Consider the following 19,238-nt stretch of genomic DNA (forward strand, 5'->3'; position numbering starts at 1 on the left):
CTATCGCAGGCAAGCCAGCTTCCACATTTCAATGGTGTGAATCCAATCCAATGTGGGAGCTGGCTTGCCTGCGATGAGGCCCTCAACCTCTCCCCAAAGCTCAGGGTTCCAAGCCAATCCCCCGCAAAATCACACTGGTCACCGTCTGCACCGCCCGCTCGAACTGCATATCCGACAGCGCCTGATGGTCGTTGAGGATCATCACCTGGTGATCGAAGTCGGCATAGTGCTGGGTCGAGGCCCAAATCATATACAGCAGGCTCGACGGCTCCACCGCGAGGATGCGCTTGTCTTCCACCCATTGGCGGATCTTCGCTTCCTTCATCTTGGCCCAATCGTAGAGGCTCGCATCCAGCGCTTCGCCGAGGGTCGGCGCGCCGTGGATGATTTCATTGGCCCAGACTTTCGAGCCATAGGGGCGGCTGCGCGAGTGCTGCATCTTCGCCCGGATGTAGCTGCTGAGCACCACCCGTGGGTCATCGAACATTTCGAAGCACAGCGCATCCTGCTTCCACACTTCCAGCAGGTCGAACAACACCGCGCTGTACAACTCGCTCTTGGTGCTGAAGTAATAATGCAGGTTGGAGCGCGGCAGTTGTGCCTGTTCGGCAATGTCGGCCATGGCGGTGCTGCCATAGCCTTTTTCGGCGAAGACCTTTTCAGCGGCCAGCAGAATCTTTTCGACGTTGACCCGACGGATACCGATCTTGTGATTGCCCATAGGGGCTCCCTGACAACGACATGCCTGGAAGACTACCATCCGCTCTAGATCGGGGCGACAGCCTGAGTGGAAACTTCGTACACTGCCCGCTCCTCCCCTTGATAGGTAGTGCACGATGTTGATCAAGAACACGTTGATGGCGGTTGCCTTGCTGACCTCTCTGCTGGGCGCCCAGGCGGCCTTGGCCCACGCCCACCTGAAAAGCACCACGCCGGCGGCCGACAGCACCGTCGCGGCCCCCGCCGACGTGCGCCTGGTGTTTTCCGAAGGCGTCGAAGCCACGTTCACCAAGGTGTCCCTGAGCAAGGACGGTACCGAAGTGGCGGTCAAGGGCCTGGAAACTCCGGACAAAGACAAGAAAACCCTGGTGGTGACCCCGGCCGCCCCGTTGGCTGCCGGCACCTACAAGGTCGAGTGGCACGCCATCTCGGTCGATACCCACAAGAGCGCAGGCAGCTACAGCTTCAAGGTCGGCCAATAAGCCATGGCAACCCTGCTGGTGCTGTGCCGTTTTCTGCACTTTATGGCGGTGCTGCTGATGTTCGGGGCCAGTGTGTTCCGGCCCTTGCTCCTGGGCACCAAGCCCCAGCCGGCAGTGGACCGGCAACTGGCGCGCCTCACCGGGCCACTGGCCTGGCTGGCCCTGGGCAGCGGCGTGGCGTGGCTGCTGTTGATCAGTGCCAGCATGGCCGGCAGCGACTTGCTGGCGCTGGACCTTGCAACGGTGCAATTGGTGCTGGGCAAGACTTTTTTCGGCCAGGTCTGGAGCGTGCACCTGCTGTTGAATGGCCTGTTGGTGCTGAGCCTGCTGACACGTTGCAACCGCGCGCGCCTGCCCCTGACGGCGCTGCTCCTGGCAACCCTGGCCCCCGTGGGCCATGGCGCCATGCTCAGTGGCCTGAGCGGGCAATTGCTGATCCTCAACCAGGCGGTGCACCTGCTCTGCGTCGGTGCGTGGCTCGGTGGGTTGCTGTTGTTGGTCCTGCTCCTGCGTCAAACGCAGCACACGTCCCTGCAAGAGATTCTGCAGCGCTTCAGTGGGGTCGGTTACGGGCTGGTGGCGGGTTTGCTGGTCACCGGGCTGATCAATATCCGCGTGCTCACCGGGCAATTCTGGCCTACCCCGCTGTTCAGCGGGTTTGCCTTGATCCTGTTGATCAAGGCGCTGCTGGTGGCGGGCATGCTCGGCCTGGCATTGCTGAACCGGCTACGGACCCAGGATTGCCAGCAGCGACGTGGCCAATTGCAGGCCAGCGTGTTGCTGGAATGGCTGTTGGGCGCGGCGGCGGTGGCGGCCGTTTCCCTATTGGGCACCCTGCCACCGATGCTGTAGGAGCATCATCTAGTTCAAGGCGGACTGTTCTTCAAGCGCCCCGCCGTGTCGATACTCACCACCACCGACAGCCCCGGTCGAAGGCGTTCGCTTTGCTCCTGATCGGGGTCCACCGTGATCCGCACCGGCACGCGCTGGGCGATCTTGACGAAGTTGCCGGTGGCGTTATCGGCCTGCAACAGGCTGAACTCAGACCCCGTCGCCGGCGAAATACGCTGCACCGTGCCATGAAACTTGCGGTGGTCCAGGGCATCCACGGTAAACGTCACAGGCTGGCCCACCTGCACGTTGTCCATCTGGGTTTCTTTCATATTGGCGATCACCCACAACTGGTTCGGCACCAGTGCCATCAACTGCGCGCCGGAGTTGACGTAGGCCCCCAGGCGCACACCAATCTGCCCTAGCTGGCCGTCCCGGGGGGCCAGGACGCGGGTGTTCGACAGGTCGATCCGCGCCAGCTCCACCGCTGCATCGGCACTGGCCACCGCCGCTTCCAGGGAACCGCGATTGACGATTACCGTCTGCAGGTCCTGGCGGGCGATTTCCAGGCTGGCCTGGGCCTGGGCCACAGCGGCGATGGTTTGCGCGTTGGCGGCGCGGGTCACGTCCAGTTCTCGGCGCGACACCGAGCCGTCGCTGATCAGCTCTTCGTTGCGACGCAGGTCCGCAGTACTTTTGCGCGCCTGGGCCTGGCTATCAGCCAGGGCGGCCTGGCGCAGCTTGATGGTCGCCTCGGCACTGTTGCGCTGTTGCACCACGTTGGCCAGGGCCGCTTGCTGCACCGCCAGTTGCGCCTGGGCCTGGTCCAGGCGTTGCTTGTAGATGCGGTCGTCGAGGCGTACCAGCAAATCCCCAGCCTTGACGTGCTGGAAGTCCTGCACCGGCACCTCGAACACATAACCGCCCAATTGTGGGCTGATGATCGTCACCTGGCCGCGTACCAGAGCGTTTTCGGTGGTTTCCACGGCGCTGCTGAACGGCGGCAATTGCCAGGCGTACAGCACAATCAACACGCCAACGATGGCAATCGCGGCAAAGCCCAGGGACGAGACGATGCGCACGCCCAGGGAGCGCGGTTCGGTGGCCGTCGCACCCGGTGGCGTGGTGCCCTCCGGGGTGGCGGCAATGGCATTGGTGGTGGTAGCCGTAGGTTCGCTCATGAAGGAAGTGCGCCGCTAGGTTGAACGGAAGGCGCTGCACTGGCGGCAGCTTTCTTGGTGGTGCTCATCAGCCACAGGCTGCGGGTAAAGATCCACAACATGGTGAGGATCGCGATGATCGCGATCAGCATAAACACGTCGTTATAAGCCATGACATTGGCCTCGCGGGTGGCCGCCGTGGCCAGGCTGCGAATGCCCATCAGGTTGCGCAGTTCCGGATCGGCAATCACCGAGCCGTAGGCCGAGCCGCCGCTTTGTACACGGGCCGCGACCCGCGGATCCAGCAGGGTCAGGTGTTCGACAATCATGCTCGAATGAAATTTCTCCCGCACCACCTGGAAGGTGCCGAGCAACGCCGCGCCCAACAGCCCGCCGAGGTTCTGGCAGATCCCGAACAACACCGAGAAACTCACGAGGTTGCGCGGGTTGGCCAGCACATTGCGCATGCCCAGCACCATGGTCGGGCCGAGGAAGAAGGTACCGCCAAACCCCAGCAGAAACTGGCTCAGGTACATGTTCTGCGGCCGCGTCAGGTTGCTGGAGAAGCTGTCCATCACCGAGCCCGTGGCCATCAGCGCCAGGGAAATCACCAAGGGCATCAGCAAATGTGCCGGGTTGATGGTCAACGCGCTGATCACCAGGCCACTGATCGCCCCCAACAGCATCACCAGGTACAGGGTGCGCATCTGCTCACTGCTCATATTCAGCGCCTGCAAAAAGCCCACGGCGCCGGTGGATTGCTCCGACAGCACCATGCGGATCAGGATTACCGCCAGGGCCAGGCGAATCATCACCCCGCCGCCCAGCCAGCGGGTCATCAGCAGCGGGTTGGCGCGGTTATGTTCGATGGCCAGCCCGGCCATGATCAGCACCAGGGAACAGGCCGAGGCCACGCCGATCCAAGGGGCTTCCAGCCACCAGTCGATGCGCCCCAGGGACAGTACCGCGCAGAGCAATGCCACGCCTGAGGCGAGCAAAGCAAAGGTCAGGAAGTCGAGCTTTTCAAAGGTCTTGAAGCGATCGCCCGGCGGCAACTTGAGCAGGAACACACAGCCCAGGCAAGTCAGCGCCATGCCCAGCTCAAACAGGTACAGGCCGCGCCACTCGGCAATCTGCAGCAAGTCTTCGGAAAACAGCCGCGCCATCGGCAACGCCAGTTGCGCGGTACCCAGGCCCAGTACCAGAGCCTTGAGCCGCCACTTCGCCGGGAACGCCTGGACCATGTAGTACAACCCCAGGGAACTGAGGGCCGCACCCACCATGCCGTGGGCGGCACGCACGGCGATTGCCGAACTGAGGTCATTGACGAACAGATGGCCAAAGGTGACCAGGGCGTAGAGCACCAGGAACACTTCGGTAAACGCGCGCAAGCCGAACTGCTGGCGGAACTTCACCAGCAGCAGGTTCATGGACACGTTGGTCATCACATAGGCGGCGGGTAGCCAGGCCATTTCGGCGGTGGTCGCGCCCAATGCCCCTTGCAGATATGGCAGATTGGCGATCACCAGCGCATTGCCCAGGCCGCCGGTGATTGCCACCAGCACCCCAACCAGGGCAAAGGCCCAGCGTTTGAGCGTGGGGTGATGGGGCGTCGACGGCGACCCCGGCAAGCTCGGACGCTCGTGGGGTTGCCAGGTGTGCGGGGTGTATTTATCCATTCGTGACCTTGATGACCGACGCACGAGGCCGGTAAAACCCTGACTCAGAGCTTAGTAGACCTGAGCGGGGTTCATCTTGTCATCTTTGTGGGAGCTGGCCTGCTCCCACATTTGATTTGTGATGTGGCGCAAATACGTGCCCAGCCGCCCCCCCTGTGGGAGCGGGCTTGCCCGCGATAGCGGCGGTTCAGGCGCTATTTCTGGCGGCTGACACACTGCCATCGCAGGCAAGCCAGCTCCCACATTTGATTTGTGATAGGGCGCAAATATGTGCCCAGCCGAGCCCCCCCTGTGGGAGCGGGCTTGCCGCGATAGCGGCGGTTCAAGCGCTATTTCTGGTGGCTGACACACTGCGATCGCAGGCAAGCCAGCTCCCACATTTGATTTTTGATGTGGCGCAAATATGTGCCCAGCCGCCCCCCCTGTGGGAGCGGGCTTGCCCGCGATAGCGGCGGTTCAGGCGCTATTTCTGGTGGCTGACACACTGCCATCGCAGGCAAGCCAGCTCCCACATTTGATTTGTGATGTGGCGCAAATTATGTGCCCCAGCCGAGCCCCCCCCTGTGAGAGCCAGCTCCCACAGGAGGTTTTAGATCCAGCCCAGCCAGCTCCAGTAGGTGGCGGCAAACAGCAGCATCAGCAGATAGCCAATCACCGTGACCAGCAAGCCCACCTTGGCAAACTGCCGCGCGGTAAAGGTGCCGGTGCCCAGGCACACCATGTTCTGCGGGGCGTTGATCGGCAGGATAAAACCGTAGCTGACCACAAACCCGAGCAACATGGTCATGCCCAGCCGGCTGAAGTCTCCCGGCAGGGTTTGCAGTACGGCAATCAGGATCGGCAACAACGCCGAGGTCAGCGCGGTAGCGCTGGCAAAACCCAGGTGAATCACAATCAGGAATGCGCCGAGGATCGCAAACACCCCCAGCGGCCCCAGTTGATCCAGGCCGGTATGCCCCACCACCTGCGCGCCCAGCCATTGCCCGGCCTGGGTGGTGAGCAACGCGGTACCCAGGCTGATGCCCACACCGAACACAATCACCGTGCCCCAGGGGATACGCGACTGCACGTCCTTCCAGGTCATCACGCCGATCCCCGGCAGCAGCAGGAACACCAGGCCGGCGTAGGTGGTGGAGGTGGTATCGAAGCTGTGCAGGCGCCCTTCCGTGGCCCAGGCCAGCAGCAGCAATACCGAAACGGTCAGCAAGCGCTTCTGCGGCCCGGTCATCGGGCCGATCTCCACCAGGGACTGCGCCACAGCTTCCTTGCCACCGGGAATGCTATTGCTTTCCGGGGGCAGCAACTTGAGCACCAGAAACAGCAGTACCGCCGACATAATCAGCGCCCACGGCGCCCCGGCGATTAACCAGTCGATCCACGACACGCGCTGGCCGAGCATCTTGTCCATAAAACCGACCGTCAGCAGGTTCTGCGCGGCGGCGGTCTGGATCCCGACGTTCCAGATACTGGTGCCCTGGGCGACGACGATCATGATTCCGGCGGCGATATTCGAGCGTTTGTCCACGCCAAACGCGGCAATCACCCCCATCATGATCGGCACCACGCAGGCGCTGCGGGCGGTGGCGCTGGGCACCACCAGGCTGAGCAGGATGGTCACCGCAATCGCGCCCACCAGGATCCCGCGAGTGCTGGTGCCGACCCGGGTCAGGGTCACCAGGGCAATACGCCGGTCGAGGCCGGTGTGGGTCATGGCGGCAGCGATAAACAACGCACCGGCCACCAGGGCCAGGGCCGGGTTGGCAAACCCGGTGAGCGCCATGCTGATAGCGGGGCTGGAACCGATCAGGTGCGTCGGGTCCTGCAAGGACGGTGCGGTGCCCAACAGAAAGGCCATCAACGAGGTGATCATGATCGCACTGGCTTCGTAGGACACCGCTTCGGTGATCCACACCACCACGGCAAACGCGAGGATCGCCAGCATCCGCTGGCCGGCCACCGGCAAATCGGCGGGCAGCGGCAACAGCAGCACGCCGACCATCACCAGTACGGCAATCACCAGGCCCATGGGCAACTTGAATGATGCAGCGGTTGTTGCGGGGCCGTTCATGGGGTTCTCCGTCAGCCTTCAAATCAGGCCGACAGCATGAGGCAAAGCACCGCACGCCGTGTTGACGGGTATCAACGTGCCAGGCCAACACGTGAGCCCAGCCCCCTCCTATCGGCCAGCCGGCCGCAGCAGAGCATCGACCTGCTCAGCCACGCTTAGCAAAAGGCTGTCGTTTCTAAATCCTCCGATTATTTGCAGCCCTACCGGCAGCTCTGCAGTTTTGCGCACAAGAGGAATATTCACTTGCGGCAATCCAAATGCCATCCAGAACTTGATGAAATCCGACGGCCCAGTGGCGCCAAGGCCCAACGGGGCGACGATGCCGCAGCTCGCCCCCAGGACGGCGTCAAACGGGCTGAATATCTCCTCCAGCACCGGCGCCAACTGTGCCAGACGCCTCTTGGCCGCTGACTCTTGCTCCCAACTGGTCCGCTCGGCGCGGGCGAACATATCGAGGATTTCCATGCTCATCTTGTCCGGATGTCGATTGAGCTCAGCGGCCAATGAGCGGGCGCCCTCACAATCGTTTATCAGCAGATGGTCATCAAACACTCTGGCAAACCCCTCGGGCAACACCACCTCGCTCACTCGGTGCCCTGCCGCACGCAGCGTATCCATAGCGGCTTCCAGTGCCAGGGCCACGTCCTTGTCCACCTGATCCCAGCGCGCCGTACGGCAAAAACCCAACGACCGTAGCGGGCTTTCCGCGGGGCGCGCCGGGAACCCCGGGATCAGGACTTGCGCAATCAGGCTCAAGTCACGCACCGAACGCCCAAACCAGCCGGCCGTGTCGAAACTCGGAGCCAGTGGCTTGACCCCCTCAAGCGAGACCAGCCCATAGCTGGGTTTGAAGGCGTGCACCCCACAGTAAGCGGCAGGTTTGATCAATGATCCGGCCGTCTGCGTACCCAGGGCGATGGGAAAGAATCCAGCCGCCAGCCCCGCCGCCGAGCCCGCACTCGAACTCCCAGGCGTGCGTCGGGGGTCCCGGGGATTGCGCGTCGGCCCGGTGTGCATATAGGCGAATTCGGTGGTATGGGTCTTGCCCATAATCAGCGCCCCCGCCTGGCGCAGCAGCGAGACAACCTGTGCGTCACGGGACGGGCGGTTGTCCTCATAGATCGGCGAGTAAAAAGCGGTGGGATGATCCACGGTGTCGTAGTTATCTTTGACCCCCACCGGAACACCTGCCAACAGACCTCGGGCACGCGTCCCGGTCAATTGCCTCGCTTGAGCACGAACCGCGTCGGGGTCGAACGAAACAAAGGCCTGTATTGTCGACTCCTGGGCCTCGGCACACCCAAGGAAGTGTGCGGCGACTGTCTCTTCGCTCACCTCACCCGCACAGACCCGCTGTGCCAGGGTGGTGGCATCCAAATGATCAAAACGGTACATGGCATTCCTCTGTTACAGGCCTGTCTGCCCAAGGGCTCAATGCAAAATCTGCGGGTTGTCGAAGAAGTCATTGGGCGCCGAGGTCGGCTCGTCGAACAGTATGATTTTCGGCTTCATGCACAGGGCACGGGTAATCGCCACGCGCTGTTGCTGGCCGCCCGACAATTGCCCCGGCAACTTGTGGGCCTGCTCCGGGATGCGCACGCGCTCCAGGTTCCGTCGCAGCCATTGAGCAACTTGACGAGTTCACGTCCTACCGTTGGCTGGCGTGCCCAAAAGACTTAAATCAACTTAACGTCGTTTGCGTAACATGCGTTAAACAGCGAACGCCGATTGCAAATCACAGAAGCCTTTTATCTCGATGGGATTGCCGGCCGGATCCAGGAAGAACAGGGTTGCCTGCTCGCCCGGTCCGCCGGCAAAGCGTAGATAAGGGGCGAGGACAAACTTCACCCCGCCCGCGATCAAACGGTCCTTTAACACCAGCCAGTCCGGCATCTCCAGCAACACCCCCAGATGAGGCATCGGTACCAGATGGTCGCCGACCCTGCCTGTATCAGTGACGGCAAAGGGCTCACCCAGGTGCAGGGATAATTGATGCCCGAAGAAATTCACGTCCATCCATGTATCCGTGCTGCGCCCTTGTGCGCAACCCAGCAAGTCACAGTAGAACTGACGTGAAACTTCCAAATCGCGAACATGGTAGGCCAGATGAAAAATCGACTGCATGGAGCGCTCCTTAAATCACCATCTATTTAAATGACAGTGGAATAAGGCAAAGTTTGTGCTGCTTTTACAGAAACACACAGCATGTAATTTTTATTCAGAGCGAAAGAATTTTTAACGATAGCCCCGTACAAGAGCAGGGAGTATTGCCCTACCCCAGTAACTGGCTCAACACCGCCCGCAACTTACCTGGCTTGACCGGTTTGTTCAGCAACGGTGCTTCCAGGCGGCGCAGGGCGCGGCGGCACTGGTCGGTGCGGTCCGCCGTGATAATCACAGCGGGAATGTTCTGGGCGAAATGCTCGCGCAACTGCTTGACCACCGCACACCCCACCACCCCATGGTCGAGGTGATAGTCAGCCAGGATCAGCTCCGGCGCCCGGCCCTGCAACGCCAGCAAGGCACCGGCCTGGTCGGTGGCGGTCACCACCTCGCAGCCCCACTGCCCGAGCAGCGCGCGCATGCTTTCAAGGATGCTCAGCTCGTTATCGATCACCAGCAGGCGCCGCCCGGGCAACGGATTACCGGTGCTCGGCTGTGTCGGCAACTGACTGATGGCCAGGGGTACCTCGGCACTCAACGGCACCTCGATGCTGAACATCGAGCCGCGCCCCGGCCATGAGCGTACTGCCACCGGGTAACCCAGAATCAGCGCGATACGCTCGACAATCGCCAGGCCCAACCCAACGCCCTTGCGATCCGCGGCGCGGCCGACATCGAGTTGGTTGAACTCCAAAAAGATCGAGCTCAACCGGTCCGCCGCAATTCCGCGCCCGGTGTCCCAGACCTCCAGGCGCAGGCGATCACCGCGTCGCCGCGCGCCCAACAGGATGCAACCCTCATCGGTGTAGCGGCAGGCATTGCTGAGGAAGTTGCGCAAAATACGCGTCATCAAGCGCAAGTCCGTGCGGATCGCGTAGCCGGCAGTGCGCGCCCGCAGCTTGAGGCCCGCCGCCTGGGCCACCGAATGGAACTCCGACACCAGCGGCGCAAACAGCTCATCCAGGCGGTACAGCGCCACGTCCGGCTTGACCGCCGCCTGGTCCAGGCGCGAGATATCCAGCAAGTCGGTCAGCAGGTCCTCGGCCCCTTCCAGGGCCTGATGGGTGCGCTCCACCAGCACTTGCTCGACACTGGGCAGGTTGCGTTCACGCAGGGTAGAGATCAACAGCCGCGCCGCGTTGAGCGGTTGCAGCAGGTCATGGCTGGCGGCGGCCAGGTACTTGTCCTTGCTGCGATTGGCGGCCTGGGCGGCGTCACGGGCGTCGCGCAGGTCTTGTTCAGTCTGTTCGCGCCGGGCGATCTGCTGTTGCAGGTTGTGGTTGGCTTCGAGCAGCTCATCGGTGCGCGCCGCCACCCGCTGTTCCAGCTCATCGTTGAGGCGGATATAGCGTTTGCGCTCGGCCTCCAGTTCATCCAGCCGCGCCGTCAGCTCCGGGTAGTGGCTCTTGCGCGCCGAGTGATCGCCCAGCCCCAACAGCCCGGCCAGAGCCCGCTGCTGGTCGTCAGAGAGCTTCGCCATAGACGACCTCGACGTCACGCTGGCTCGACTCACGCGGGTTGGTCAGGATGCACGGGTCATGCATGGCGTGTTGCGACAAAAACGGAATATCTGCCACCCGCACCCCGTGCAGGCCGAGAGTTTCATGGAAGCCGATGGCGTGCTTGAGGGCAATCAGGTGCTCCACCAGCCGCCCGCAGATCTGCCGGTGGTTGAGGCCCCGGCAGTCGATGCCGAAGGTCTCGGCAATCACCTTGAACCGTTCCGGCGCCGAGTTGTAGTTGAACGCCACCACATGCTCCACCAGCACCGCGTTGCACAGGCCATGGGGCAAGTCGAGAAAGCCGCCCAGGCTGTGGGACATGGCATGCACCGCGCCGAGGATCGCATTGGAAAACGCCAGGCCGGCCTGCATGCTGCCGAGCATGATTTTCTCGCGCAGGGCGATATCGCCGGGGTTGGCGATCATCTGCACCAGGTTGCCATTGATCAGGCGCATGGCTTCCAGCGCATGGGGGTCGGTCAGTGGGCCGTGGCCGGTGGACACAAAGGCTTCGATGGCATGCACCAGCGCGTCGATCCCGGTACAGGCCGAGAGGAACGGGTCCATGCTGGCGGTGGTTTCCGGGTCGATCAGCGACACATCCGGCACCACTGCCTTACTGACGATGGAAAACTTCATGCGTTCCTGCTGATTGGAAATGATCACGAACTGCGACACATCGGCCGAGGTGCCGGCGGTGGTCGGGATCAGGATCAGCGGCGGGCTGGGCACGCGGATGGTGTCCACCCCTTCGAACTCAAGAATGCTGCGCCCATGGGCGACCACAATACCGATGGCCTTGCCGCAATCCATCGGGCTGCCGCCGCCGACGGCGACGATCACATCGCAATGGTTCTCGCGGTAGACCTCGGCGCCCTGCATCACTTCTTCGACACGCGGGTTGGGTGACACCGCGGTGTACAGGCAGTACTCGATCCCCAGGGCCTGCAGGCTGGCCTCGACATCCGTGACCCAACCGGCAGCGACCACACCCGGGTCGCTGACCACCAGGACCTTGCGCGCACCAAAGGTCTTGGCGTAATTGCCGACATTGTGCCGGGAACCGGCGCCGAAGATGATTTCTGGGGAGACGAATTTACGCAATTGGCTGAGGCTATGGCTCATTGGAAAGCCTGTTTTTATTGTTTTGGAAGATACGGGCCACACTAACGCATCCGCTGGCGAATGCAATCAGACCAATGGGCTAGCCCTTATCCCTGCAGGAGCCGGCAGGCCGGCTCCTGGGATGGTTTCAGCGGTTGGCGAAATACATGGTCACTTCAAAGCCGATACGCAGGTCGGTGTAGGCGGGTTTGGTCCACATGGGAGCGTTCCTCTTGTTATACCGGGAGAGTCCGGTACAGGCATTAATACATGGGTGGGCTGGCGAGCGAATGCTACTTTCGAACGAACCGGTCGCAGTCGTTAGTCTCGGATGGACATGGATCAAACTGTGGGAGTTGGCTTGCCTGCAATGGCCATAGGTAACTACATATCTCTTTCGTGGTTCTTAGGTTTGTGTACATATCCGTTGCTGCGGTAACGGCGGCTATTGGTTCCGCCCTTACGGCGGGTCACTTTTGGAAAAGAGCCCCAAAAGTAACCAAAAGGGCTCTTGCCCCACCACTCGGTGCCTCGCCTAGGCTCGGCATGCCCGCAGTCAGGCATTGCTCCGTGGGCCCGCCGCGATCGGCCATCCATGGCCGTGTCGCGGCTACCCCGGCATCCATGCCGGGGTGCCCACTGCGCAATACCTGCCTGCGGCCAGCGTGGTTTAACGGGGCGCCTGAGATCAAGATCAAAAGCCAGATCAACAGCAGAGCAACAGCAATGCCAGAGCGCGAAGCTGCATTCCCCCCTGTGGGAGCTGGCTTGCCTGCGATGGCGGCGGGTCGGCCAGTACATTTATCGACTGATACACCACCATCGCAGCGATGCGGCGATCCGACAAGCCAGCTCCCACACTTGATTGCATTTCAAGCAGGGAGGCTGATGTCTACCCATCAAAGGGTGGAAGCTGGCAGTTCAATCAGGCGATCAGAAGAACCCCAGCGGGTTGATGTCGTAGCTCACCAACAGGTTCTTGGTCTGCTGGTAATGATCGAGCATCATCTTGTGGTTCTCACGCCCTACCCCAGACTTCTTGTAGCCACCAAACGCAGCATGCGCCGGGTACAGGTGATAGCAGTTGGTCCACACACGCCCGGCCTTGATCGCCCGGCCCATGCGGTAGGCGCGGTTGATATCGCGGGTCCACAGCCCGGCACCCAGGCCGAATTCGCTGTCGTTGGCAATCGCCAGGGCTTCGGCTTCGTCCTTGAAGGTGGTCACACCCACCACCGGGCCGAAGATTTCTTCCTGGAACACGCGCATTTTGTTGTGGCCCTTGAGCAGGGTCGGCTGGATGTAAAAGCCGCTGGACAGGTCGCCCGCCAGGTGTTCGGCGGCGCCACCGGCCAGCAGTTCGGCGCCCTCTTCCTGGGCGATGGTCAGGTACGAGAGGATCTTGTCGTACTGCTGCTCGGACGCCTGGGCGCCGACCATGGTCTCGGTGTCCAGCGGGTTGCCGCGTTTGATCTTGACGATCTTCTTCATGACCTCGGCCATGAACGGCTCGTAGATCGACTCCTGCACCAGCGCCCGCGACGGGCAGGTGCACACTTCGCCCTGGTTGAAGAACGCCAGCACCAGGCCCTCGGCGGCTTTCTCGATGAAGGCCGGCTCCGCCTGCATGATGTCTTCAAAGAAGATATTCGGCGACTTGCCGCCCAGCTCGACGGTGGACGGAATAATGTTCTCGGCCGCCGCATGCATGATGTGCGCACCCACCGGGGTGGAGCCGGTGAAAGCGATCTTGGCGATGCGCTTGCTGGTGGCCAGGGCCTCACCGGCTTCGCGGCCAAAACCCTGGACGATGTTCAACACGCCGGCCGGCAACAGGTCGGCGATCAGCTCGGCAAACACCATGATCGACAGCGGCGTCTGCTCGGCCGGCTTGAGCACGATGCAGTTGCCAGCGGCCAGGGCCGGGGCGAGTTTCCAGGCGGCCATCAGCAACGGAAAGTTCCACGGGATGATCTGCCCGACCACGCCCAGGGGCTCATGGAAATGATAGGCCGCAGTCAGTTCGTTGATCTCGGCGGCGCCGCCTTCCTGGGCGCGGATGCAGCCGGCGAAGTAACGGAAGTGGTCGGCGGCCAATGGCACGTCGGCATTCAGGGTCTCGCGCACGGCCTTGCCGTTGTCCCAGGTCTCGGTCACGGCCAACACTTCCAGGTGCTGCTCGATGCGGTCGGCAATTTTCAGCAGCACCAGGGCGCGGTCCTGGGCCGAGGTCTTGCCCCAGGCGTCGGCGGCAGCATGCGCAGCGTCCAGGGCCTTGTCGATATCGGCGGCGCTGGAGCGCGGGAATTCGGCAATCACCTCGCCAGTCACTGGCGAGGTGTTGGTGAAGTATTCACCGTTGACCGGGGCCACAAACTCGCCACCGATAAAGTTACCGTAGCGCGGCTTGAAGGTGACGATGGCGCCGGGGGTGCCAGGTTGTGCGTAGATCATGATGAGGCCTCTTTCGGGGGATGTTGTTATTGATCTATCCGTTGCATCTGAGCGCGTTCATAGCGGGGATACAGGTGGCTGACACTGCGGATCAGTTCGTAGCGGCTCAGGCTGATGGCCGCAAAACGTTCGGGAATGGGGCTGCGGATCATCTCGACCATGGCACTGCCGTTGGCAGCACCGGTGGCCATGAGTTGGTCGAGCCAGCCCAGGTAATCACGCATTTGTGCGAAGGGTTGGGCATCGCTGGCCACCGGGCCATGGCCGGGCACGATCAGTTTCCAGGGCAGGCCTTGCAGGGTGGCGATATCCGCCAGCCATACCGCCAGACCCGGGGTGTTGGGGGTGGTCAGGGCGCGCTGGTAAAACACCAGGTCGCCGGCAAACAGCACGCCGGTGGTCTCGTCGAAAATCGCCAGGTCGGCGCCGGTATGGCCGCTCAGGCTCAACAATCGCAAAGCGTGGCCGCCGACGGTCTGCACTCCGGGGCTCAACGTCTGGCTGGGCAGCAGCACTTCGGTGCCGCGCATCCAGTCGCCGACCATGCGGTACAGGTTTTCCGCCATGCCATCGCCCTGTTCACGCAGCAGCGTGGTGGTGCCTGCCAGCGCAGCGATCGGCACATCCTTGAACGCCTGGTTGCCCAGCACATGGTCGGGGTGATGATGGGTCAACAAGACCTGGATCACTGGCTTGTCGGTGACCGTGGCAATCGCCTGGCGCAATGCTTCGCCGTAACGCCGGGACGGCCCGGTGTCGATCACCACCACCCCGGCCTGGGTCACGATAAACCCGGTATTGACGATGTTGCCGCCGTTGGCCCTGGCGAAATTATCCGTGCTGCCTTCCAGCAGCCAGGTGTCGGCGGCGATCTGCCGGGGCTTGAGGGCGTAGTCGAGGTCGGCCAGCGCGGGCAGGCCCAGGCCGAGTAACAGCAGTAATAGCCACTTCATGGGATGGCCCCGGCGAATTCACTACCGCTGGTATCGCGCAACAGCAGGCGCACCGGCCCGGCGCCTTGCAGGTCAAACGCCAGGTCGGGGTTCTCGCTGACCGCCGCAAATAGCTCCAGGCGCGCCAACACCCGGTCCTGGGCGTCGCGCAGTTCGGCGTGGTTGATGTAGAACTCAGGGATGCCGCTGACCATGCCATTGTCCATTGGGTGTGCTACCTGCAGGCGCAGCCGGCTGAAATCCTCGCGGGGGTAACGACCGCCCAACACTTCCCCCAGGTGTTCTTCCCAGCCCGGCTGGCTGCGCACCACGCTGGGCGCGGTACAGCCGCCGCCGGCGGCGTCGATCAGGGTCGACCCCACATGCCACAGGCCATCCTTGGTCAACACGGCGGCGCGCAACGGCGTGGCCTGCTCGATCCGGACGCGGATCGCCAACCACGGCAACACGCCCTCGCCCGGCTGAAAGTCGACGATTTTCGGCAGTGGATTGAGTTCGGCCCAGGCGATGATTTTCACCACCTGGCCCTTGAAGGCGCGAGCGTCGATTTCCAGGGGCACCTGCCGCGCATCTTCGGCAAATGGCGGCGCCAGCAGCTTGACCCGTTCATCAAAGACAAACGGCGCATTGCCGAGGAACTGCTGGTGGAAATAGCTCCACATCACCGATGGCACCGGGTCTTTGCCGGGGTCCATCCCGTAGGCGGCCACTGGCAACCAGCAAGCCAACAGCCAACGTGCACGCCAGCCCATGGCTTACTCCTCGACGTGCACGCTATCAAGATAAGTGCGTACCGCCCACAAGGCTTCCTGGCTCAGGTAGTCGGCCATTTTCGGCATGTACACCCGACCATCGCGCACGGCGCCGTGGCGCACCCGTTCGACGAACCATTCGTCCCCGGCATCGCCCTCATCGAGCATGCGCAGGTCGGGGGCGATCCCACCGGACTTGGCTTCCAGACCGTGGCACGCGGCGCAGTTCTGGTTATAGGCCGAGGCCCCCACTTCGACGGCCTTGGCGTGTTCCGGCGACTGGCGATACGGGTTCACCGCCGCCCAGCCATCGGCATCCAGCGGTACGCCGGCGTCCTTGATCGGGGTCAGGCCTTGGGTTTCCACGGCAGTTGGCGTCACGTTGCCGTGAGCCCAGACGGAGCCTGCACCGATCACCCCGGCCAACAGGCCGGCAACCAGCAAGGCGTTGCGTTTTGTTGTCATTATTGTCCCCTCAGGATTGCACGCAAAACCTCTCTACAGAGGCTATGGCAACCATCATAGGAACGCCTCGCCAGGGCCCGTATGCTGCTTTGGTGGCCGAGCTCTACTCCCTTCGTAGTAAGGCTTGCGGGCCCCTGCTAAATCAGATGCGGTTCGGGAAATTGTCCCGGCCACACCGGGATATTTTCCGTATCCGCGGGCACCGTCCAGCCAGCAACCTGTGCAGGCCAAAACCTCCACTGGGAACTGCAACCATGACAATAAGATCGCTACCCGCCCTCTCGCCGCTGAGCCTTGCCGTGCAGGCTTTCCTGCTGGTCGGCAGCCTGTCCTTGAGTGCGGCGAGCTTCGCCGCTGCCGAACCTGCAAAGCAGACGCGCAACGTCACCTGGGAAGACATTGCCAACGACCACCTGACCACCAAGGACGTGCTGCAATACGGCATGGGCACCAACGCCCAGCGCTGGAGCCCCCTGGCCCAGGTCAACGACAAGAACGTGTTCAAGCTCACCCCGGCCTGGTCGTACTCGTTCGGTGACGAGAAGCAGCGCGGCCAGGAGTCCCAGGCCATCGTCAACGACGGCGTGGTGTATGTCACCGGCTCCTACTCCCGGGTGTTCGCCCTCGACGCCAAGACCGGCAAGCGCCTGTGGACCTACAACCACCGCCTGCCCGACAACATCCGCCCGTGCTGTGACGTGGTCAACCGCGGGGCCGCGATTTTTGGCGACAAGATCTACTTCGGCACCCTCGATGCGCGCCTGATCGCCCTCGATAAAAACACCGGCAAAGTGGTGTGGAACAAGAAATTCGGCGACCACGCCGCCGGCTACACCATGACCGGCGCCCCGGTGCTGATCAAAGACAAGGTCACCGGCAAGGTCCTGCTGATCCACGGCAGCTCCGGCGATGAATTCGGCGTGGTCGGCCAGTTGTTTGCCCGCGACCCGGACACCGGCGAAGAAGTGTGGATGCGCCCGTTCGTCGAAGGCCACATGGGCCGCCTGAATGGCAAGGACAGCACCACCACCGGCGATGTGAAAGCACCGTCCTGGCCGGATGATCCGACCACCGAAACCGGCAAGGTCGAAGCCTGGAGCCACGGCGGCGGTGCCCCTTGGCAGAGCGCCAGTTTCGATGCCGAGACCAACACCATCATCGTCGGCGCCGGCAACCCCGGCCCGTGGAACACCTGGGCGCGTACTTCCAAGGATGGCAACCCCCACGACTTCGACAGCCTCTATACCTCAGGCCAAGTGGGTGTTGACCCAAGCACCGGCGAAGTGAAGTGGTTCTACCAGCACACGCCAAACGATGCCTGGGACTTCTCCGGCAACAACGAACTGGTGCTGTTCGACTACAAGGACAAGGACGGCAAAGTGGTCAAGGCCACCGGCCACGCTGACCGCAACGGCTTCTTCTACGTGGTGGACCGTAACAACGGCAAGCTGCAGAACGCCTTCCCGTTCGTCGACAACATCACCTGGGCCAGTCATATCGACCTGAAGACCGGCCGCCCCGTGGAAAACGAAGGCCAGCGTCCGGCCAAGCCGCTGCCGGGTGAAACCAAGGGCAAGCCGGTGGAAGTCTCGCCGCCGTTCCTCGGTGGCAAGAACTGGAACCCCATGGCCTACAGCCAGGACACCGGCCTGTTCTACATCCCCGGCAACCAGTGGAAAGAGGAATACTGGACCGAAGAGGTCAACTACAAGAAGGGCTCGGCGTACCTGGGCATGGGCTTCCGTATCAAGCGCATGTATGACGACCACGTCGGCACCCTGCGCGCGATGAACCCGACCACCGGCAAGGTGGTGTGGGAGCACAAGGAGGCCCTGCCATTGTGGGCCGGCGTGCTGGCGACCAAGGGCAACCTGGTGTTCACCGGCACCGGCGACGGTTTCTTCAAAGCCTTCGACGCAAAAACCGGCAAGGAGCTGTGGAAGTTCCAGACCGGCAGCGGCATCGTCTCCCCACCGATCACCTGGGAACAGGATGGCGAGCAATACATCGGCGTGACCGTTGGCTACGGCGGCGCCGTGCCGTTGTGGGGCGGCGACATGGCCGAGCTGACCAAACCGGTGGCACAGGGCGGGTCGTTCTGGGTGTTCAAAATCCCGAGTTGGGATAACAAAACCGCGCAAAAATAACCCCCCGTTGATGATCGTTCCCACGCTCTGCGTGGGAATGCCTCCCAGGGCGCTCCGCGCCCCAACGGCCACCACGAGGTCCCTGCCATGAACTACCTGCCCCTGCTACTCCTGCTCTCCCTCCCCCTGGCCTACGCCGACGACGGCGACGACCAACCCCTGGTCATCAACGGCTGCACCCTCGCCCCCCACAGCCAATGCCCCGGCGCCAACCTCAAGGGCGCCAACCTGCGCAACCAGGACTTGAGCAAAATGAACCTGGCCGGGGCCGATCTGCGCGAGGCCGACCTGCGCCACGCGAACCTCGACCTGGCCAACCTGGAAAAAGCCCAACTGCAAGGCGCCAACCTGACCCGCGCCAGCCTGCAGCAAGCCAACCTGCGCCTGGCAGATTTCAGCGGGGCCACTTTGATGGCCGTGCAAGGCTGGGGCATGTTTGCCCAGGGCGCGCAATTTGAAAACGCCAACCTCAGCGCGGCTTACCTGCAATTTGCGCGGTTGTCGGGGGCCAAGCTGCACAAGGCCAACCTGCGTGCAGCGGACCTGGAAATGACCTGGCTGAGCAAAGCTGACCTGCAAGGTGCGGACCTGAGCGACGCCAACCTGCAAGAGGCCAAGTTCGGTGAAAGCAACCTGGAACAGGCCACCCTCACCGGCACCCGCCAGCACTATGCAAACTTCCAGGACGCGAATATGGAGGGCTGCAAGGATTGCCCCACCACCTGGGACCGTTAACTTTTGCAGGCGCGGGCTTGCCG

The 19,238-nt window shown here is 62.5% G+C and carries 17 protein-coding genes and 1 pseudogene; 4 read left to right on the forward strand and 14 right to left on the reverse strand.

Annotated features, from left to right (window positions below):
• Nucleotides 1–100 precede the first annotated feature (100 nt).
• On the reverse strand, nucleotides 101–721 hold the full coding sequence (locus HBR93_RS22545) for a TetR/AcrR family transcriptional regulator (protein ID WP_029298440.1): 621 nt from the start codon (nucleotides 719–721) through the stop codon (nucleotides 101–103).
• 115 nt (nucleotides 722–836) lie between these two features.
• Between HBR93_RS22545 and copC the strand changes: the two genes are divergently transcribed.
• Nucleotides 837–1,202 carry a copper homeostasis periplasmic binding protein CopC gene (copC, locus tag HBR93_RS22550; protein WP_169961107.1) on the forward strand — a complete coding sequence of 122 codons (366 nt, stop codon included), beginning with the start codon at nucleotides 837–839 and terminating at the stop codon, nucleotides 1,200–1,202.
• 3 nt (nucleotides 1,203–1,205) lie between these two features.
• Nucleotides 1,206–2,054, forward strand: coding sequence for a copper homeostasis membrane protein CopD (gene copD / locus HBR93_RS22555; protein WP_120733518.1), 849 nt, complete (start codon nucleotides 1,206–1,208; stop codon nucleotides 2,052–2,054).
• Nucleotides 2,055–2,068: 14 nt separating this feature from the next.
• Here copD and HBR93_RS22560 read toward each other — a convergent pair whose 3' ends face one another.
• The 13 genes and pseudogenes from HBR93_RS22560 to pedF all read right to left on the reverse strand — a co-directional run bounded on the left by HBR93_RS22560 (nucleotide 2,069) and on the right by pedF (nucleotide 16,333).
• Nucleotides 2,069–3,214 carry an HlyD family secretion protein gene (locus HBR93_RS22560; RefSeq protein ID WP_169961108.1) on the reverse strand — a complete coding sequence of 382 codons (1,146 nt, stop codon included), beginning with the start codon at nucleotides 3,212–3,214 and terminating at the stop codon, nucleotides 2,069–2,071.
• On the reverse strand, nucleotides 3,211–4,872 hold the full coding sequence (locus tag HBR93_RS22565) for an MFS transporter (protein WP_120733519.1): 1,662 nt from the start codon (nucleotides 4,870–4,872) through the stop codon (nucleotides 3,211–3,213). The genes HBR93_RS22560 and HBR93_RS22565 overlap by 4 nt, the downstream gene beginning before the upstream one ends.
• Before the next feature lie 589 nt (nucleotides 4,873–5,461).
• Nucleotides 5,462–6,940, reverse strand: coding sequence for a DASS family sodium-coupled anion symporter (locus HBR93_RS22570; protein ID WP_120733520.1), 1,479 nt, complete (start codon nucleotides 6,938–6,940; stop codon nucleotides 5,462–5,464).
• A gap of 108 nt (nucleotides 6,941–7,048) precedes the next feature.
• A complete protein-coding gene (locus tag HBR93_RS22575; RefSeq protein WP_169961109.1) occupies nucleotides 7,049–8,335 on the reverse strand; it encodes an amidase in 1,287 nt (428 codons plus the stop codon).
• Nucleotides 8,336–8,413: 78 nt separating this feature from the next.
• Nucleotides 8,414–8,560: pseudogene (locus HBR93_RS22580) on the reverse strand (ATP-binding cassette domain-containing protein); the annotation flags it as partial.
• Nucleotides 8,561–8,650: 90 nt separating this feature from the next.
• Nucleotides 8,651–9,064, reverse strand: coding sequence for a VOC family protein (locus HBR93_RS22585; RefSeq protein ID WP_057439400.1), 414 nt, complete (start codon nucleotides 9,062–9,064; stop codon nucleotides 8,651–8,653).
• Between the two features lie 148 nt (nucleotides 9,065–9,212).
• Complete coding sequence (locus HBR93_RS22590; RefSeq protein WP_115128518.1) at nucleotides 9,213–10,583, reverse strand: hybrid sensor histidine kinase/response regulator; 1,371 nt, start codon at nucleotides 10,581–10,583, stop codon at nucleotides 9,213–9,215.
• A complete protein-coding gene (gene ercA / locus HBR93_RS22595) occupies nucleotides 10,567–11,730 on the reverse strand; it encodes an alcohol dehydrogenase-like regulatory protein ErcA (RefSeq protein WP_057960071.1) in 1,164 nt (387 codons plus the stop codon). The genes HBR93_RS22590 and ercA overlap by 17 nt, the downstream gene beginning before the upstream one ends.
• 127 nt (nucleotides 11,731–11,857) lie before the next feature.
• On the reverse strand, nucleotides 11,858–11,929 hold the full coding sequence (gene pqqA / locus HBR93_RS22600) for a pyrroloquinoline quinone precursor peptide PqqA (protein ID WP_003243383.1): 72 nt from the start codon (nucleotides 11,927–11,929) through the stop codon (nucleotides 11,858–11,860).
• Nucleotides 11,930–12,642: 713 nt separating this feature from the next.
• The gene (locus HBR93_RS22605) at nucleotides 12,643–14,163 is read right to left on the reverse strand and encodes an aldehyde dehydrogenase family protein (RefSeq protein WP_169961110.1); all 1,521 of its coding nucleotides are present in this window, start codon (nucleotides 14,161–14,163) and stop codon (nucleotides 12,643–12,645) included.
• 26 nt (nucleotides 14,164–14,189) lie between these two features.
• The gene (locus HBR93_RS22610) at nucleotides 14,190–15,116 is read right to left on the reverse strand and encodes a quinoprotein relay system zinc metallohydrolase 1 (protein WP_169961111.1); all 927 of its coding nucleotides are present in this window, start codon (nucleotides 15,114–15,116) and stop codon (nucleotides 14,190–14,192) included.
• A complete protein-coding gene (locus tag HBR93_RS22615; protein WP_057439404.1) occupies nucleotides 15,113–15,868 on the reverse strand; it encodes a quinoprotein dehydrogenase-associated SoxYZ-like carrier in 756 nt (251 codons plus the stop codon). The genes HBR93_RS22610 and HBR93_RS22615 overlap by 4 nt, the downstream gene beginning before the upstream one ends.
• 3 nt (nucleotides 15,869–15,871) lie before the next feature.
• Nucleotides 15,872–16,333, reverse strand: coding sequence for a cytochrome c-550 PedF (gene pedF / locus HBR93_RS22620; RefSeq protein WP_057439405.1), 462 nt, complete (start codon nucleotides 16,331–16,333; stop codon nucleotides 15,872–15,874).
• Nucleotides 16,334–16,587: 254 nt separating this feature from the next.
• On the opposite strand from pedF, the gene exaA reads away from it, so the two are divergent.
• Together exaA and HBR93_RS22630 are read left to right on the forward strand one after the other, a co-directional pair.
• The gene (exaA, locus tag HBR93_RS22625; RefSeq protein ID WP_057439406.1) at nucleotides 16,588–18,480 is read left to right on the forward strand and encodes a quinoprotein ethanol dehydrogenase; all 1,893 of its coding nucleotides are present in this window, start codon (nucleotides 16,588–16,590) and stop codon (nucleotides 18,478–18,480) included.
• A gap of 87 nt (nucleotides 18,481–18,567) precedes the next feature.
• Nucleotides 18,568–19,215 carry a pentapeptide repeat-containing protein gene (locus tag HBR93_RS22630; RefSeq protein WP_057960075.1) on the forward strand — a complete coding sequence of 216 codons (648 nt, stop codon included), beginning with the start codon at nucleotides 18,568–18,570 and terminating at the stop codon, nucleotides 19,213–19,215.
• Nucleotides 19,216–19,238: the final 23 nt, after the last annotated feature.

Source organism: Pseudomonas sp. WS 5411 (genome assembly GCF_012985595.1).
Taxonomy (GTDB): Bacteria; Pseudomonadota; Gammaproteobacteria; order Pseudomonadales; family Pseudomonadaceae; genus Aquipseudomonas; species Aquipseudomonas shahriarae.

What these genes read in the sequence shown, in the direction of transcription:
- HBR93_RS22590 (WP_115128518.1), bottom strand. Translation starts at nt 10,583, where the DNA reads ATGGCGAAGCTCTCTGACGACCAGCAGCGGGCTCTGGCCGGGCTGTTG.
- HBR93_RS22605 (WP_169961110.1), bottom strand. Translation starts at nt 14,163, where the DNA reads ATGATCTACGCACAACCTGGCACCCCCGGCGCCATCGTCACCTTCAAG.
- HBR93_RS22585 (WP_057439400.1), bottom strand. Translation starts at nt 9,064, where the DNA reads ATGCAGTCGATTTTTCATCTGGCCTACCATGTTCGCGATTTGGAAGTT.
- HBR93_RS22545 (WP_029298440.1), bottom strand. Translation starts at nt 721, where the DNA reads ATGGGCAATCACAAGATCGGTATCCGTCGGGTCAACGTCGAAAAGATT.
- copC (WP_169961107.1), top strand. Translation starts at nt 837, where the DNA reads ATGTTGATCAAGAACACGTTGATGGCGGTTGCCTTGCTGACCTCTCTG.
- HBR93_RS22615 (WP_057439404.1), bottom strand. Translation starts at nt 15,868, where the DNA reads ATGGGCTGGCGTGCACGTTGGCTGTTGGCTTGCTGGTTGCCAGTGGCC.
- HBR93_RS22610 (WP_169961111.1), bottom strand. Translation starts at nt 15,116, where the DNA reads ATGAAGTGGCTATTACTGCTGTTACTCGGCCTGGGCCTGCCCGCGCTG.
- HBR93_RS22575 (WP_169961109.1), bottom strand. Translation starts at nt 8,335, where the DNA reads ATGTACCGTTTTGATCATTTGGATGCCACCACCCTGGCACAGCGGGTC.
- HBR93_RS22630 (WP_057960075.1), top strand. Translation starts at nt 18,568, where the DNA reads ATGAACTACCTGCCCCTGCTACTCCTGCTCTCCCTCCCCCTGGCCTAC.
- ercA (WP_057960071.1), bottom strand. Translation starts at nt 11,730, where the DNA reads ATGAGCCATAGCCTCAGCCAATTGCGTAAATTCGTCTCCCCAGAAATC.
- pedF (WP_057439405.1), bottom strand. Translation starts at nt 16,333, where the DNA reads ATGACAACAAAACGCAACGCCTTGCTGGTTGCCGGCCTGTTGGCCGGG.
- exaA (WP_057439406.1), top strand. Translation starts at nt 16,588, where the DNA reads ATGACAATAAGATCGCTACCCGCCCTCTCGCCGCTGAGCCTTGCCGTG.
- HBR93_RS22570 (WP_120733520.1), bottom strand. Translation starts at nt 6,940, where the DNA reads ATGAACGGCCCCGCAACAACCGCTGCATCATTCAAGTTGCCCATGGGC.
- HBR93_RS22565 (WP_120733519.1), bottom strand. Translation starts at nt 4,872, where the DNA reads ATGGATAAATACACCCCGCACACCTGGCAACCCCACGAGCGTCCGAGC.
- copD (WP_120733518.1), top strand. Translation starts at nt 1,206, where the DNA reads ATGGCAACCCTGCTGGTGCTGTGCCGTTTTCTGCACTTTATGGCGGTG.
- HBR93_RS22560 (WP_169961108.1), bottom strand. Translation starts at nt 3,214, where the DNA reads ATGAGCGAACCTACGGCTACCACCACCAATGCCATTGCCGCCACCCCG.